This window comes from Bradyrhizobium sp. AZCC 1719, assembly GCF_036924525.1.
Lineage (GTDB): Bacteria > Pseudomonadota > Alphaproteobacteria > Rhizobiales > Xanthobacteraceae > Bradyrhizobium.
On record NZ_JAZHRU010000001.1, the window covers coordinates 2441504 to 2454889 of the forward strand.

The 13386-nt window shown below is 61.8% G+C and carries 14 protein-coding genes; 7 read left to right on the forward strand and 7 right to left on the reverse strand.

The genetic code is table 11. The annotated features are described in order from the left end of the window. Positions 1–5 precede the first annotated feature (5 nt). From cpaB to V1292_RS11510, 4 genes are all read right to left on the reverse strand, one after another. Complete coding sequence (gene cpaB, locus V1292_RS11495; protein ID WP_334372604.1) at positions 6–797, reverse strand: Flp pilus assembly protein CpaB; 792 nt, start codon at positions 795–797, stop codon at positions 6–8. Between the two features lie 127 nt (positions 798–924). Beyond that, positions 925–1449: an A24 family peptidase gene (locus V1292_RS11500; RefSeq protein ID WP_334372605.1), complete on the reverse strand. Its 525-nt coding sequence runs from the start codon at positions 1447–1449 to the stop codon at positions 925–927. An 85-nt stretch (positions 1450–1534) separates the two neighbouring features. Then, on the reverse strand, positions 1535–3319 hold the full coding sequence (locus V1292_RS11505) for a GtrA family protein (RefSeq protein ID WP_334372606.1): 1785 nt from the start codon (positions 3317–3319) through the stop codon (positions 1535–1537). Positions 3320–3502: 183 nt separating this feature from the next. Continuing rightward, on the reverse strand, positions 3503–3667 hold the full coding sequence (locus tag V1292_RS11510; RefSeq protein ID WP_334372607.1) for a Flp family type IVb pilin: 165 nt from the start codon (positions 3665–3667) through the stop codon (positions 3503–3505). A gap of 278 nt (positions 3668–3945) precedes the next feature. Between V1292_RS11510 and V1292_RS11515 the strand changes: the two genes are divergently transcribed. From V1292_RS11515 to V1292_RS11540, 6 genes are all read left to right on the forward strand, one after another. Beyond that, positions 3946–4773: a sterol desaturase family protein gene (locus tag V1292_RS11515; RefSeq protein WP_334372609.1), complete on the forward strand. Its 828-nt coding sequence runs from the start codon at positions 3946–3948 to the stop codon at positions 4771–4773. 18 nt (positions 4774–4791) lie between these two features. After that, the gene (locus V1292_RS11520; RefSeq protein ID WP_334372611.1) at positions 4792–6240 is read left to right on the forward strand and encodes a hypothetical protein; all 1449 of its coding nucleotides are present in this window, start codon (positions 4792–4794) and stop codon (positions 6238–6240) included. Between the two features lie 60 nt (positions 6241–6300). After that, positions 6301–7128 carry a sterol desaturase family protein gene (locus V1292_RS11525; RefSeq protein WP_334372612.1) on the forward strand — a complete coding sequence of 276 codons (828 nt, stop codon included), beginning with the start codon at positions 6301–6303 and terminating at the stop codon, positions 7126–7128. A gap of 135 nt (positions 7129–7263) precedes the next feature. Beyond that, positions 7264–7758 (forward strand): pilus assembly protein N-terminal domain-containing protein, encoded by a 495-nt coding sequence (locus tag V1292_RS11530; protein ID WP_442895517.1) that lies wholly within the window; start codon positions 7264–7266, stop codon positions 7756–7758. A gap of 182 nt (positions 7759–7940) precedes the next feature. Continuing rightward, on the forward strand, positions 7941–8501 hold the full coding sequence (locus V1292_RS11535) for a TadE/TadG family type IV pilus assembly protein (protein WP_334372614.1): 561 nt from the start codon (positions 7941–7943) through the stop codon (positions 8499–8501). A gap of 8 nt (positions 8502–8509) precedes the next feature. Further along, positions 8510–9100 (forward strand): TadE/TadG family type IV pilus assembly protein, encoded by a 591-nt coding sequence (locus V1292_RS11540; RefSeq protein WP_334372615.1) that lies wholly within the window; start codon positions 8510–8512, stop codon positions 9098–9100. Between the two features lie 125 nt (positions 9101–9225). Here the strand turns inward: V1292_RS11540 and V1292_RS11545 are convergent, their stop codons facing one another. From V1292_RS11545 to V1292_RS11555, 3 genes are all read right to left on the reverse strand, one after another. Next, entirely contained in the window at positions 9226–9438 is a 213-nt protein-coding gene (locus V1292_RS11545; protein ID WP_002714433.1) for a cold-shock protein, read from the reverse strand. Between the two features lie 268 nt (positions 9439–9706). Next, on the reverse strand, positions 9707–9994 hold the full coding sequence (infA, locus tag V1292_RS11550) for a translation initiation factor IF-1 (RefSeq protein WP_247834591.1): 288 nt from the start codon (positions 9992–9994) through the stop codon (positions 9707–9709). 23 nt (positions 9995–10017) lie between these two features. Beyond that, on the reverse strand, positions 10018–11460 hold the full coding sequence (locus tag V1292_RS11555; RefSeq protein WP_334372618.1) for a DEAD/DEAH box helicase: 1443 nt from the start codon (positions 11458–11460) through the stop codon (positions 10018–10020). 542 nt (positions 11461–12002) lie between these two features. On the opposite strand from V1292_RS11555, the gene urtA reads away from it, so the two are divergent. Continuing rightward, complete coding sequence (urtA, locus tag V1292_RS11560; RefSeq protein WP_334372620.1) at positions 12003–13319, forward strand: urea ABC transporter substrate-binding protein; 1317 nt, start codon at positions 12003–12005, stop codon at positions 13317–13319. Positions 13320–13386 lie beyond the last annotated feature (67 nt).

Here is a 13386-nt window from a genome sequence, read left to right on the forward strand (position 1 = left end):
TTCGGTCACTTCTGCATCGTCTGCTGGCTGGCAACGCCGTAACGAACGACGTTGAGGCTTTCGCCGGGCTTGTTGAGTTGTTCGTCCGGCTTTTCGACCGCCTTGATGTCGGCAATGCTGCGCAGCGCCAGCGTCAGCGTGCCGCTCTGGCGCGACCGCGCCAGCGTTTCGGCCTGCTCGGGCTTCACCTCGAGGGTGACTGTCCTGCCGACCAGCGAGCTGGCGCCTTCTTTTTCCTTCGGCGCCTGGTCGATCGCGAGAACGCGAATGTTGGTGAGAATGATCTCCGAATGGGAGACGTCCGGGCCCTTGGCGTCCGGATTTTTCTCGCGCTTGGTTAGAATCACGTCGACGCGGTCGTTCGGCAGGATGAAGCCGCCAGCGCCGGTTTCGGGTGAAATTTCGGTGGAAATGGCCCGGTAGCCGGCGGGCAGGATCGCCGCCATGAAACCGGAGCCGTCGGCCTTCACCAGCTTCTGCTCGCGAATCGGCTCGCCCGCGATGAACGGCGCGCGCGCGATCGAGCCGGTGATCTCCTTGACGGCGTCGGCCTTGCTGGCGCGGCTGATGAAATTGCTGCTGGCGGTCGCGGCCGGCCAGGTCTGCCATTGCAGATCGTCCGGCTTGACCGACTGGCCGAGGCCGATATCCGATTTCGCGACGAGAATATCGACGGTCTGCATCTGCACGACCGGCTGCGCCGGGGCAGACTTGTCGTCGGACCCACTGGCGAGATATGCGGCAATGCCGCCGGCGCCGATCGCGATGGCCAGGACCACAATGCGTGCGGATTTCATACGCGCTCACTTTCCACATTACGCTGCGACGCTTCCGTCGCTGTGATGGGAGTTGACCAGCTATTCGTCAAAGCATGGTTAATGAGGCGTGTGTAAATTGCCTTAACGGAAAGTTAGCGACGCCGGATCAGCGCATCGCGAGGTGAGTGAGGTCGACCGCCTTGATCCATTCGGTTTCCGGATAGACGATCAGCGCGCCGAGCGCGAGCGCTATGCCATAGGGGACTCCGCTCTGCCTGTCGTGCAGCCGGTTCAGCCAGGCTTGTCCCGTGAGCAGGGAAGGTAGCGGCCATTGCCGGAACTGAATCAGCAGGACCGTCAGCGCTCCGCCGAGCAGCGAGACATAGACGAGATAGTTGAGGAGGTGATCGAAGCCGAACCAGAGCGCCACGCTGGCCGCGACCTTGGCGTCGCCGCCGCCGACCCATCCCATCGCGAAGCAGGCAAAGGCCACGACGAGAACGGTGGCGCCGGCGCCAAAATGCAGCAGCATGTCGTGCAGACCCATGCCGCCGAACGCCGCAAGCGCAACGAAGCCCGCGATCAGCGCCAGCGACACTCGGTTCGAAATCGTCATGGTGAAAAGGTCGCTCGCGGCTGCGAACGCCATCAGGGCCGGAAACAGCAGGAGGCGGGCGGTATCGAGGATCATGGCGTAACGGCCCATTGAGTTGCGAAAGCGCTTCGCGCGTCGGCGCAGCCTATTGACGACAGGTAAACGATCGGAAAACGGCACATCAAGGTTGCGGCCGGACGCGATAGATATCGAGCGGCCGGCTGGCGTCCTGCGGCAACTTCTCGAGCCAGTCCGGCGGCTCGTCGCGGGCCAGCGCCGCGAGAAGGCCGGTGGGCGCTTGCCCGGCCAGCAGTGCGGTTTCGGCGTTGCCGCGACAGAAGACGACAAGTCCAACCCGGTTGTTCTGGATCGTGGTCAGCGCCTGCTCGGCCGTGCCCGTGAAGGCGTCGAGCGTGAGCAGGTTGCCGGTGACGTTGCGGTGATAGGGCCCGGCCAGCGCGCGGTGAGGCGAGCGCGCAAGGATCGGCGCCCCAAGGTTGGAGATCGCAAGCACGGTAGTCGGCGGCTGCGCGGCGAGAAGGGCGTAATCGGCAGGTCGCTCGCAAGTGCCCGCCGGCGAAGCCGCGCGCTCCGTCTCTCCGAGGGCCGCCGACGCCGCATGGGCGGCCGCGCTCCAGGTAACATTCAGGGAAACCAGCCAGACCAACGCCATCCGCGGCGAGGAGAACCGGTCCGACGACAACGCCGTGCGGTGTCGCCAGTCGCCGACCCAGCCTGCGAGCGCAATGGCTGCGAGCGGCAGCGAGAAAGTGGCCCCGCGCACCTGCCAAAGGCTGACAACGAAAGCTGCAGTCAGCAATGCCATCAGCATCCATCCAGCCCCGTTGCTACGACGGCGCAGCCGCAGCCCGAGCACGATCAGCGCGAGCATGGGCGTAACGTAAAAGCCGGCGGCCTTGACCCAGTTGTCGGAGAGCACGCGCCAGAACGGCTGCGCCTCAGTCACCTGATTCAGCCAGAACTGCTGCAGCTTCGGATCCAATCCGGCATAGGGATCGGCGAGGCATTGTGGAAAAGCGGTCACCGCCACTGCGGCAACCGCGATACCGAGCGCAAGCAGCGCGGTGAGCCTTCTGCCGAAGCTGCAGGCGAGGATGGGAGAGATTGCAGCTACTGCCAGGCCGATTCCGGATATCGCCGCGACAGAGAATTGCGGGATCGAATAGGCGTCGCAATGCGGCGAGAGCCAGCTAATGGCCGGCACCGTGGCAACGAACGCGGCAAGGCCAGCGCCGGCGAGGCCCATTCCGAAGCCGGCCGCCTTGGCGGCCTCGGGGCGATCACCCAGCAGATACATTGCCGCTGCGGTCAGCCCGGCAACGGCCACATAGGGTAGCGTTTCCATGCCGACGGCCAGCATCAGCGCGCAGGCGGCGCCTGCAGCGATCCCGGCAACATAACCTCGTCCAACGATCAGGGCGGTTATGGCGGCGAGGCAGAGCGTGAGCTGGATATTGTGGTGGTCGATATTGCCGGGGGCAAAGACGCCGCTGAAGTGGAGCGCCGCGGTGCAGATGATGAACGCCGGCATAATCGTCCACTCATCACCGACGGAGCGTGCGATCCGCAGCGAAAATGTCAGCGCGGCCGCCATCAACGGGGTCGTCCAGGCGAACACCGCCACGGTTTCGCCTGCCGCCAGCTTTCCGGTCAAGGCGGATACGACAAGGATAACAGCCGCGATCGGCGCATCGACAAGGCGTGACCAGTGCATGACGAAGCCGCCTGGCGGGCCCATCCGGTACTGGTGCAGGTCGAACCACGCCTGCCCGCCGATGAGATCGCGAATCTCGACCAGCCGAAGCAGGCTGTCATTGTCTCCGTTGGCGACGGCGAGCGTCGGGAAACCGGCCAGCGCGTGCAGGCCGAGCGCCAGCAGAGCCCCTGCCAGTCCCAGCATGGCATCGTCGCGCCATGTACCCGGTCGGACAGCGCTTTGGAGCATCGTCCTCTCGTTGACTGTCATTCGAAACTCGGACGTTGGGGAGAGGACAGGCTAGCGGCCCACTTTCAACGAAGCGTAAAGCATGCTCCGCAGCAACGCTGTCGCCCGGCGATCGGTCGGGGCCAATAACGATAAAGGCCCCGGCAATGCCGGGGCCTTTAAAGCACCTACGTGAGGCTTCGCTTACTTCAGCGAGGTCGAGATCGCGTTGAAGTTGCTGCCCAGCTTGGTGCCGACGCCCTGAACGGCGGTGATGATCGCGATCGCGATGCCGGCGGCAATCAGACCGTATTCGATGGCGGTGGCGCCGGACTCATCCTTCACGAAACGCGAAACGAGATTCTTCATGATAACTCCTGTGTACACACGTGGCTGGTCGAACTTAAGTTTGGTCTGCCGGCGTTCTCAGCACCGTGACCATGGCGTCACCCTAGGGTGCGACAATTTCGGCGCAGTTAATTCGATCCCGCAAAAATGCTCGGAACTTGCAGTTCTTGAGCACAGTAAACACCGCATTAAGGCATCCGATAAAATGCAAGCGCGGCTTCGTCGACCGACGCCTTTGATTCACGGCTCCTTAAGCGCGAGCGGATACGCCTTGCGGTGTCCGATTGAACGAGGTCGTCATGTCCGGTTTGCCAATGGAAGTCATCGAGGTAGTGGGCCAGACGATAGCGAAGGTCGTTCCTGTCACGATCGCGCTCGCCCTTGTGTTCACGATACTCTCGCATTTCTGGGCCTGCAATCCGGGCAAACCCTGGTGGCGCAAGCGCGAGCTCATCACCGACATCTGCTATTGGTTTCTCGTACCGGTGTTCGCGCGCATCTTCCGCATCGGACTATTGGTGCTCGGCGCTGCGGTCGTCTTCAACATTCACGAGGTCGACGAACTGATCGCATTCTACGACAATGGCCATGGACCGCTGGCGCAGCTTCCGCTCTGGGTGCAGGCGCTGTTGTTTCTCGTTGCATCCGATTTCATGCTGTACTGGCTGCACCGCATGTTTCACGGTGGCGGGTTCTGGAAGTATCATGCCATCCATCATTCCTCTGAAGATCTCGAGTGGATCTCGGCTGCGCGGTTTCACCCCGTCAACCTGTTCATCGGAACGATCCTGGTCGATGTTATCCTGCTGATGGCGGGCATTTCTCCCAACATCATGCTCTGGGTCGGGCCGTTCACGACCTTCCACTCCGCCTTCGTTCACGCCAACCTGAACTGGACGCTTGGACCGTTGAAGTATGTGCTTGCCACGCCGGTCTTCCATCGCTGGCATCACACATCGCTCGAGGAGGGCGGCAATACCAATTTCGCGGGCACCTTCCCGCTCTGGGACATTCTGTTCGGAACGTTCCGCATGCCGGAGAACCTGCTGCCCGAGGGCTATGGCGTAGACGATCAGGAGATCCCGACCGAGATCGGCGGACAATTGGCCTATCCATTCCGTCAATAATCCGGCCGGTCATTTCGTATGAGCACTGAAGCCGGGACGATCCAGCGGGCCAAAGCCTTCAGCCTTGGCGATGTCCCGGCATGGCTCTGGCTCGGCATCGCCGTCTACGCGCTGGTACTGATCGGTGGATGGCTTCTGAAGGATTCCGATACCTACTGGCAGATCGCCGTGGGCCAGTGGATCCTCGACCACCACGCTTTGCCACGCGTCGATATCTATTCTTTCACCAAGACCGGAGAGCCCTGGACATCATCGTCCTGGCTGTCGCAGGTACTGTATGCGGTGAGCTACAATCTGGTGGGCTGGATCGGACCCGTGGTTCTCGCCGCGACCTCTATCGCCGTAACCTTTGCGTTGTTCGCCCATATTCTCGGCCGCCGCATTCCCGCGACCTATGCGGTCGCGGTCGCGATCGCGGCGCTGGTGCTCTCGATGGGGCATTTTCTGGCGCGCCCGCACGTGTTGGTGCTGCCGATCATGCTGGCATGGGCGTACGGGCTGATGTCGGCGAGCGAGCGCGGCCAGGCGCCGTCACCATGGCTTTTGCTGTTGATCGCATTGTGGGCGAACCTGCACGGCGGATTCGTATTTGGCCTGGTGCTGGTCGGCGCCTTCGCGCTCGATGCGCTGTGGAACGCCGATCGCACGCAGCAAAGGTCGCTGGCGCTGCGCTGGGCAGCATTCGGCGTCGCCGCTTTGGCGGCGTGTTGCGTCACACCCTACGGATGGGGATCGATTCTTGCGGCGCGCAAGATTCTCGATCTCGGGGAGCTGCTGCATCTCATCTACGAATGGATGCCGGCCAACTTCAGCAAGTTCGGCCTGTTCGAGATGTCGATCCTGGCGTTGATCGCGGGCGCGCTTTACGGCGGCGTCAAGCTCACGCCGCCACGGATCGCGCTGGTGCTCGGCCTGTTGCACATGGCGCTGTCCCACGTCCGGAACGTCGAGATCTTCGCGTTGTTGCTGCCGATCGTGGTGCTCGCGCCGGTGGCGTCGCAGTTCGCGCTGCGGCCGGCCTGGCCCGCCCGCGCCGGCGCTTCGATGTCTGTGATGGCCGCGGTAATCGTCCTGCTCAGCGGCTGGACATGGCTGCTCGCGATCAACACCACATTTGCACCGCCGGAAAGCCAATCGCCTTCCGCGGCCGTGGACGCGCTGAAGGCGCATAATCCGAAGCGGGTTCTCAACGACCTTCCGTTCGGCGGCTATCTGATCTGGCGGCAGATTCCCGTATTCGTCGACGGACGCGCCGAGCTCTATGGCGAAGCCTTCGACGTGGCCTACTACCGCGCCATGCAGCTCAAGGACGTCAACCAGTTTCTCGACATTCTCAGGACCTGGGACATCGACGCCGTACTGCTGACGCCGCACACCCCGGCGGTCGGCCTGCTCGACAATATCAGCGGCTGGCGGCGCGCCTACGCCGACGAGAACGCGGTGCTGCACGTTCGCACCACTCACTGATCCGGCCGATCTCCGGCAGGCGAACTGGCGGACAAGCCGGGATTCTGGTACGCGAGCCGGATGAACCTGCCGATCGAAGTCGTGGAAATGCTGGGCCAGACCATGGCCAACGTGGTGCCGGTCACGATCGCGCTGGCGCTCGTGTTCTCGCTGCTTTCGCATTTCTGGGCCTGCAATCCCGGCAAGCCGTGGTGGCGCAAGCGCGAACTCGTCACCGACATATGCTACTGGTTTCTGGTGCCGCTGTTCGCGCGCGTGTTCCGCATCGGATTATTGGTGCTCGGCGCAGCTTTGCTGTTTGGAATTCACGACGCCGACGAACTGATCGCCTTCTACGACAACGGCCACGGCCCATTGTCGAGGATGCCGTTGTGGCTGCAGGCGATCCTGTTTCTGGTTGCTGCCGACTTCATGATGTACTGGCTGCACCGCATATTTCACGGCGGCGGGTTCTGGAAATACCACGCCATTCATCATTCGTCGGAAGATGTGGACTGGATCTCGGCGGCACGCTTCCACCCCGTTAACCTGCTGTTAGGTACCATCGGTGTCGACGTCGCACTGCTGATAGCCGGCATTTCGCCGGGCGTGATGCTGTGGCTCGGGCCGTTCAACATCTTCCATTCGGCGTTCGTTCACGCCAACCTCAACTGGACGCTGGGGCCCTTCAAATACGTCGTGGCGACGCCGGTGTTTCACCGCTGGCACCACACGTGTCGCGAGGAGGGCGGGGACACCAATTTTGCCGGCACCTTTCCGCTCTGGGACATCCTGTTCGGGACCTTCCGAATGCCGTCGGATCGCCTGCCGGAGCAGTACGGCGTCGACGATCAGTCCTCGTTCCCGCGCGAAATCATTGGGCAACTGGCTTACCCGTTCCGCAAATAGGCCGGCGGCGGATTTCTTGCCGCACGGTGGCGCCTATTTGCCGTTTGTTCATGAATTGTCGTCAGATTCACCTTGTCGGGCGCCGGTTCCGCTGCGTATCGCCATCGCCGGCTTGTTGATGCCCCGGGGTAAAGTATGTCGTTCAAGTTTCCGCGTATTCGCGCACGCGCGCGTTTTGGATTGCGTTCCCTCGCTGCAGGAATGCTGCTGTGGCCGGCCGTCGGCCTGGCCTCGCCCGATCCCGACCGAATCGCCGTCTATGTTGACCAGGCGAAGCTCGTGAAGCTTCCCGCCAAGGTCTCCACCATCGTGGTTGGAAATCCGTTGATTGCGGACGTCACCCTGCAGAGCGGCGGCATCGTCGTCGTCACCGGCAAGGGCTACGGCGCGACCAATTTCATCGCCATGGACCGCAACGGCGAGGTGCTGGTGGACCGCCAGATCCAGGTCGAAGGCCCGACCGATCAGCTCGTCACCGTCTACCGCGGCGTCGAACGCGAATCCTATAGCTGCATGCCGATCTGCCAGCGCCGGGTCACCCTTGGTGACGGCGACGGCTACTTCAGGACCGCCATTGATCAGGCCGGCTCGCTGTCGAGCCAAGCCGCCGGGTCCGCGGGCGGCAAATGAACTGAACCGGTTGCGCACGGCTCGCCGTTCCGTTCGGCGGGCAGCGTAGGCGCTGGTCTTCCAGCGCGGTTAATATCCGCTTAACGGCGCAGGCCGTTCTGTCTGCATCGGACGAAACAATTCAACAATCAGTTTCGGATAGGTTTTCGCGGCAATTCCCCTCGGGTTCTGAGGTCCCTTCGATGCCGCCTTTCACAGCTTCCAAGACAAACATCCTGCGCCGGTTTGGTCGCAACCGAAGGGGGTCGGCCGTTGTCGAGTTTGCACTGGTTGCGCCGATATTCTTGGCCGTTCTGTTCGCGATCATCGAACTGGCGCTGGTGTTCTTTGCTAGCCAGATCCTGGAAACCGTGACGCAGGATACCGCCCGCCTGGTCATGACCGGCCAGGCGCAGGACATCAAATATACCAAGGAGCAGTTCAAGGACATCGTTTGCGCCAAGCTCACCGTGATGTTCGATTGCGCGAACGGTGTCTCGATCGATGTGCGGAGCTATCCGTCGTTTGCCGGTGTGAACATCGACGCACCGATCGACGCTGCGAAGGTCTTCATCGACGACACGAAATACTGTCCCGGCAAGGACGGCGATGTGGTCGTGGTGCGGCTGTTCTATCCATGGCCGGTGTTCGTCCCCGGGCTTGGCTTCAATCTGACGAACCTAGCCAACGGCAAGCGTCTTCTGACCGCCACCGCCGCATTCCAGAACGAGCCGTTTCCTACCCCCGGCGTTACCTGCTCATGAGCGTTTCCATGAAAACGAAAATGCTGTCATCGATATGGTTGTTGCGCCTGCGGCGCCACGTCGCCGCTCTGCGCACGAACAACAGCGGTCTCGCTGCGATCGAATTCGCCATGATCATCCCGCTCATGGCTATGCTGTTCATTGGAACCAACGAGTTTGCTGCGGGCGTTGCCGTCGACCGCAAGGTGACGATCATGGCGCGCACGCTGTCGGACCTGACGTCGCAGAACACCGAGGTCACCGACGACAAATTCACCAACTTCTTCAATGCCGGCAAGGTGATCATGACGCCCTATTCGTCGACGCCGGTGCAGGGCACAATCTCGGAACTCTGGATCCATCCGGACACGAAGAAGGCGCGGGTGCAGTGGAGCAAGGGCGACGAAGCGCATTCGCAGGGTGACATCATCGAGATCCCGGATGCTCTCAAGATCGGCGGAACCTATCTGATCTACAGCGAGGTGAAGTACAAATACGTGCCCAGTGTCGCCTGGTTCATCAACAAGGTGAGTGGCATCACGCTGAGCGACGTCTCCTACACCCGTCCGCGCCAGGGGATTTGCGTGAAGTACAAGACGACGGACTGCACCACGAAGTGAGGCGGCCGCCACTGGTCGGGATGAGTGCGTCGAAAAGAATCACAAAGAAAAAGGCCGCGCCAAAAGCGCGGCCTTTTGATTTATTCAGGAGCGACCTCCGGGACGCGCATGCCCCGGAAAATCGCTTATCCGGCGGCGCGCAGATTGTCGGCCGAAGATTTGCCAGAGCGGCGATCTGCCACGATTTCGTAGGAGATCTTCTGGCCTTCACGCAACGTTCCGAGGCCGGCACGCTCGACAGCGCTGATGTGCACGAACACGTCATTGCCGCCGTCATCCGGCTGGATGAAGCCATAGCCCTTGGTAGCGTTAAACCACTTCACGGTTCCCATGCTCACTGGGGTAGTCCCTTCTCAGATAGACAAGTCGTAGCCCACCTTTCGATGGGCTGGTGAGATCGAATTTTTGGAAGGGTCGTCAGCGTCTAAACCGGCTGTACCGGTGGATAGCTAATGTCGTCCGGCCGAAAATCGATACCTAATATTATTCGATAGTAGGGTTCAAAACAATCCTGACGTGCGATTTTTTGATTCGGCCGGCCAGCCGCCCTCGCTCGCGCGCGACGCGGCCGCGTCGGGCGCGATTTCGAGGGCGTTTACGATCTGTTTACCGGCGGCGGAACTGGCCGCCGCGCGGCGGCCCACCACGTGGGGCGCCCGGTGTCGACGGACGCTCGTCCTTGTGTCGGAAGATCAGGCGACCCTTCTCCAGATCGTACGGCGACATCTCGATCGTCACGCGATCGCCTGCCAGCGTCTTGATCCGGTTCTTCTTCATCTTGCCCGCGGTATAGGCAACAATCTCGTGTCCGGCATCGAGCTGCACGCGATAGCGCGCGTCGGGGAGAATTTCGGTCACCAGTCCTTCGAACTGGATCAGCTCTTCTTTAGCCATGGTGGTCTCCAGGTCGATTGAGGCTAGCGCTGCGGTCGGTGGTTACGGTTCGGTTGATTATTCGGACGGCTCTCGCGATGCAAGAAGGCGACGCCTTGAATGCTTTCGCTGTGGCCGGCCTGGCTCTTGCCGCCCTGCTGCGCCGGCCGCGGCGCTTCGTGCCTGTTCGGCTGCTGCGCATTATTACCACCACCGCGGCGGCGTCGGCGAGGGCCTTTTGCGCTTGGGGCCGGTTCATGGGAACGGCTAGCATGGACACGTGTTCCGGGCCGTCCGCCCCGATGCTGGGCGGGGGCCGGCGCCGCATCACGGTGGCCCGGCGTCCTTCGGTCTTCCCGCGGCAGCGCAATGCGAATCAGCCGCTCGATGTCGCGCAGATAGCCCATTTCCTCGGCACCCGCGATCAGCGAGATCGCCACGCCCTCGGCGCCGGCGCGCGCGGTGCGGCCGATGCGGTGGACATAGGTTTCGGGAACATTGGGCAGGTCGAAATTCACGACATGGCTGATGCCATCGACATCGATGCCGCGGGCGGCAATGTCGGTGGCGACCAACGTGCGGATCTCGCCGGAGCGGAACGCCGCCAGCACGCGTTCCCGGTGGTTCTGCGATTTGTTGCCGTGAATGGCATTGGCTTCGATGCCGGCCTTGGCCAGCACCTTCACCACCTTGTCGGCGCCGTGCTTGGTGCGGGTGAAGACCAGCGCGCGGTCGACCGGTTCCTGCTTCAAAAGCTGCGCCAGCACCGCCGGCTTGGCCGCGAAATCGACCTGGATGATGCGCTGGGTGATCCGGTCGGCCGTCGAGGCCACCGGCGTCACCGCCACCCGCGCAGGGTCGCGCAGCATGGATTCGGCGAGTTCCGCGATATCCTTCGGCATGGTGGCCGAGAAGAACAGCGTCTGCCGCTTGATCGGCAGCTTGGCGACGACTTTGCGGATGTCGTTGATGAAGCCCATGTCGAGCATGCGATCGGCTTCGTCGAGCACCAGGAACTCGACCTGGTTCAGCTTCAGCCCGTTGCTCTGGACGAGATCGAGCAGGCGGCCGGGGGTCGCCACCATCACTTCGACGCCCTGCATGACCGAGCGGACCTGGCGGCCCATCGGCACGCCGCCGATCGCCAGCGCCGAGGTCAGGCGGATGTGGCGGCCATAGGCGTTGAAGCTGTCGAGGATCTGGCCTGACAGCTCGCGGGTCGGCGACAGCACCAGCACGCGGCAGCTCTTCGGCTGCGGCCGGGTGCGGTTCTCCAGGATCCGGTGCAGGATCGGCAGCGCAAACGCCGCGGTCTTGCCGGTGCCGGTCTGGGCGATGCCGACCACGTCACGGCCGGTCAACGCGATGGGAATGGTCTGGGCCTGGATGGGAGTGGGCGTCTGGTAATTCTCTTCCTTGAGCGCGCGCGAGATGGGATCGGCAAGGCCGAAATCCTGAAAGGAGGTCAAAAGGGTGGTTCTTTCCATTAAAAAAGGCAGGCGCCCGGCGATGTCAGCCAGGAGCGCGCGAGTGTGTCAGAGACACCCGCGTGTTTGGGGCGTCGGTTTTGCTAGCTGAAGGGGGCAAGCCAGAAACCGCAAAACGGGATCAGAACACGCGGCTCGCAGGGACCTGATGATTCTCTAGGTCACGACAGTCATATGGAGCACCTGCGCGCCGCTTTCAAGGTGAATTCGGCTCGCCTCGCCAGCGCGGTTAAAAGAAACCGATCGGCCAGATCGCGCCGTGCCGCATGGCCAACCCAAACGATCAAAATTCGTGCAAGAAATTTAGCCAAATTGCGGCATTTGCACAAAAAATAGATAGTTTGCCCCCAAAGCATACATTTCTACTGTCTAACAAATAGGCAAATTTCCTGCCGACGGTTTTCGCGTAGCCGGAATTTTCAAGCGATTAGAGGAGTTTATCCGGCCATCGAGCAATGGCATGGTTCTTGCGATTCCCTTAACGCAGGCGGCCGTGGGGCCGTTCGCAGCGTTCAACGCCTGCGTCAGGGAGATGACATTTCATGCTTACAAAATTGACTCACGATTTAGCGACGCTGAGCCGCCGCCGCTGGCTGGCGGCCACTGCCGGCCTGGTTTTGGGTCTGGCTGCGTTCTCCAACGCCAAGGCGCAGGAGACCATCAAGGTCGGCGTCCTGCATTCGCTTTCCGGCACCATGGCCATCAGCGAAACCACGCTGAAGGACACCATTCTCTTCCTGATCGAGGAGCAGAACAAGAAGGGCGGCGTGCTCGGCAAGAAGCTCGAGCCTGTCGTCGTCGACCCCGCCTCGAACTGGCCGCTGTTTGCCGAAAAGGCGCGCGAGCTGATCACCAAGGACAAGGTTTCGGTCGTGTTCGGCTGCTGGACCTCGGTGTCGCGCAAGTCCGTGCTGCCGGTATTCAAGGAACTGAACTCGATCCTGTTCTACCCCGTGCAATACGAGGGCGAGGAGAGCGAGCGCAACGTGTTCTACACCGGTGCTGCGCCGAACCAGCAGGCGATCCCCGCCGTCGACTATTTGATGAAGGACGAGAAGGTGAAGCGCTGGGTGCTGGCCGGCACCGACTACGTCTATCCGCGCACCACCAACAAGATCCTAGAAGCCTACTTGAAGTCGAAGGGCGTCAAGCAGGAAGACATCATGATCAACTACACGCCGTTTGGTCATAGCGACTGGCAGACGATCGTGGCCGACATCAAGAAGTTCGGCTCGGCCGGCAAGAAGACCGCTGTTGTCTCCACCATCAACGGTGACGCCAACGTTCCCTTCTACAAGGAGCTCGGCAACCAGGGCATCAAGGCGACCGACATTCCGGTGGTCGCGTTCTCGGTCGGTGAAGAAGAACTCGCCGGCATCGACACCAAGCCGCTGCTCGGCCATCTCGCCGCCTGGAACTACTTCCAGTCGATCAAGTCGCCCGAGAACGAGAAGTTCATCAAGGCCTGGCAGGCCTACACCAAGAATCCGAAGCGCGTGACCAACGATCCGATGGAAGCGCACGTCATCGGCTTCGACATGTGGGTCAAGGCGGTCGAGAAGGTGAAGTCGACCGATCCGGACAAGGTGATCGACGCGCTGCCCGGCATCGAAGCCAAGAACCTGACCGGCGGCACCTCCAAGATGCTGCCCAACCATCACATCACCAAGCCGGTGTTCATCGGCGAAATCAAAGCCAACGGCCAGTTCGACGTGGTGTGGAAGACCCCGGGCCTTGTTGCTGGTGACGCCTGGTCGAAGGAGCTCGAGGGCTCCAAGGACCTGATCGGCGACTGGGTCGGCAAGAAGTGCGGCAACTACAACACCAAGACCAATAAGTGCGGCGGTCAGGGTTCCTGATCCCCGTCTGACCTGCAACGATAACTTCCAAGAGAACTACCGAAGACCGGAGAGGGCGGCGCTGCCG

Bases quoted from the DNA above. Each gene is read 5' to 3' on its own strand.
- cpaB (WP_334372604.1), bottom strand. From the start codon at position 797: ATGAAATCCGCACGCATTGTGGTCCTGGCCATCGCGATCGGCGCCGGC.
- V1292_RS11500 (WP_334372605.1), bottom strand. From the start codon at position 1,449: ATGATCCTCGATACCGCCCGCCTCCTGCTGTTTCCGGCCCTGATGGCG.
- V1292_RS11505 (WP_334372606.1), bottom strand. From the start codon at position 3,319: ATGCTCCAAAGCGCTGTCCGACCGGGTACATGGCGCGACGATGCCATG.
- V1292_RS11510 (WP_334372607.1), bottom strand. From the start codon at position 3,667: ATGAAGAATCTCGTTTCGCGTTTCGTGAAGGATGAGTCCGGCGCCACC.
- V1292_RS11515 (WP_334372609.1), top strand. From the start codon at position 3,946: ATGTCCGGTTTGCCAATGGAAGTCATCGAGGTAGTGGGCCAGACGATA.
- V1292_RS11520 (WP_334372611.1), top strand. From the start codon at position 4,792: ATGAGCACTGAAGCCGGGACGATCCAGCGGGCCAAAGCCTTCAGCCTT.
- V1292_RS11525 (WP_334372612.1), top strand. From the start codon at position 6,301: ATGAACCTGCCGATCGAAGTCGTGGAAATGCTGGGCCAGACCATGGCC.
- V1292_RS11530 (WP_442895517.1), top strand. From the start codon at position 7,264: ATGTCGTTCAAGTTTCCGCGTATTCGCGCACGCGCGCGTTTTGGATTG.
- V1292_RS11535 (WP_334372614.1), top strand. From the start codon at position 7,941: ATGCCGCCTTTCACAGCTTCCAAGACAAACATCCTGCGCCGGTTTGGT.
- V1292_RS11540 (WP_334372615.1), top strand. From the start codon at position 8,510: ATGAAAACGAAAATGCTGTCATCGATATGGTTGTTGCGCCTGCGGCGC.
- infA (WP_247834591.1), bottom strand. From the start codon at position 9,994: ATGGCTAAAGAAGAGCTGATCCAGTTCGAAGGACTGGTGACCGAAATT.
- V1292_RS11555 (WP_334372618.1), bottom strand. From the start codon at position 11,460: ATGGAAAGAACCACCCTTTTGACCTCCTTTCAGGATTTCGGCCTTGCC.
- urtA (WP_334372620.1), top strand. From the start codon at position 12,003: ATGCTTACAAAATTGACTCACGATTTAGCGACGCTGAGCCGCCGCCGC.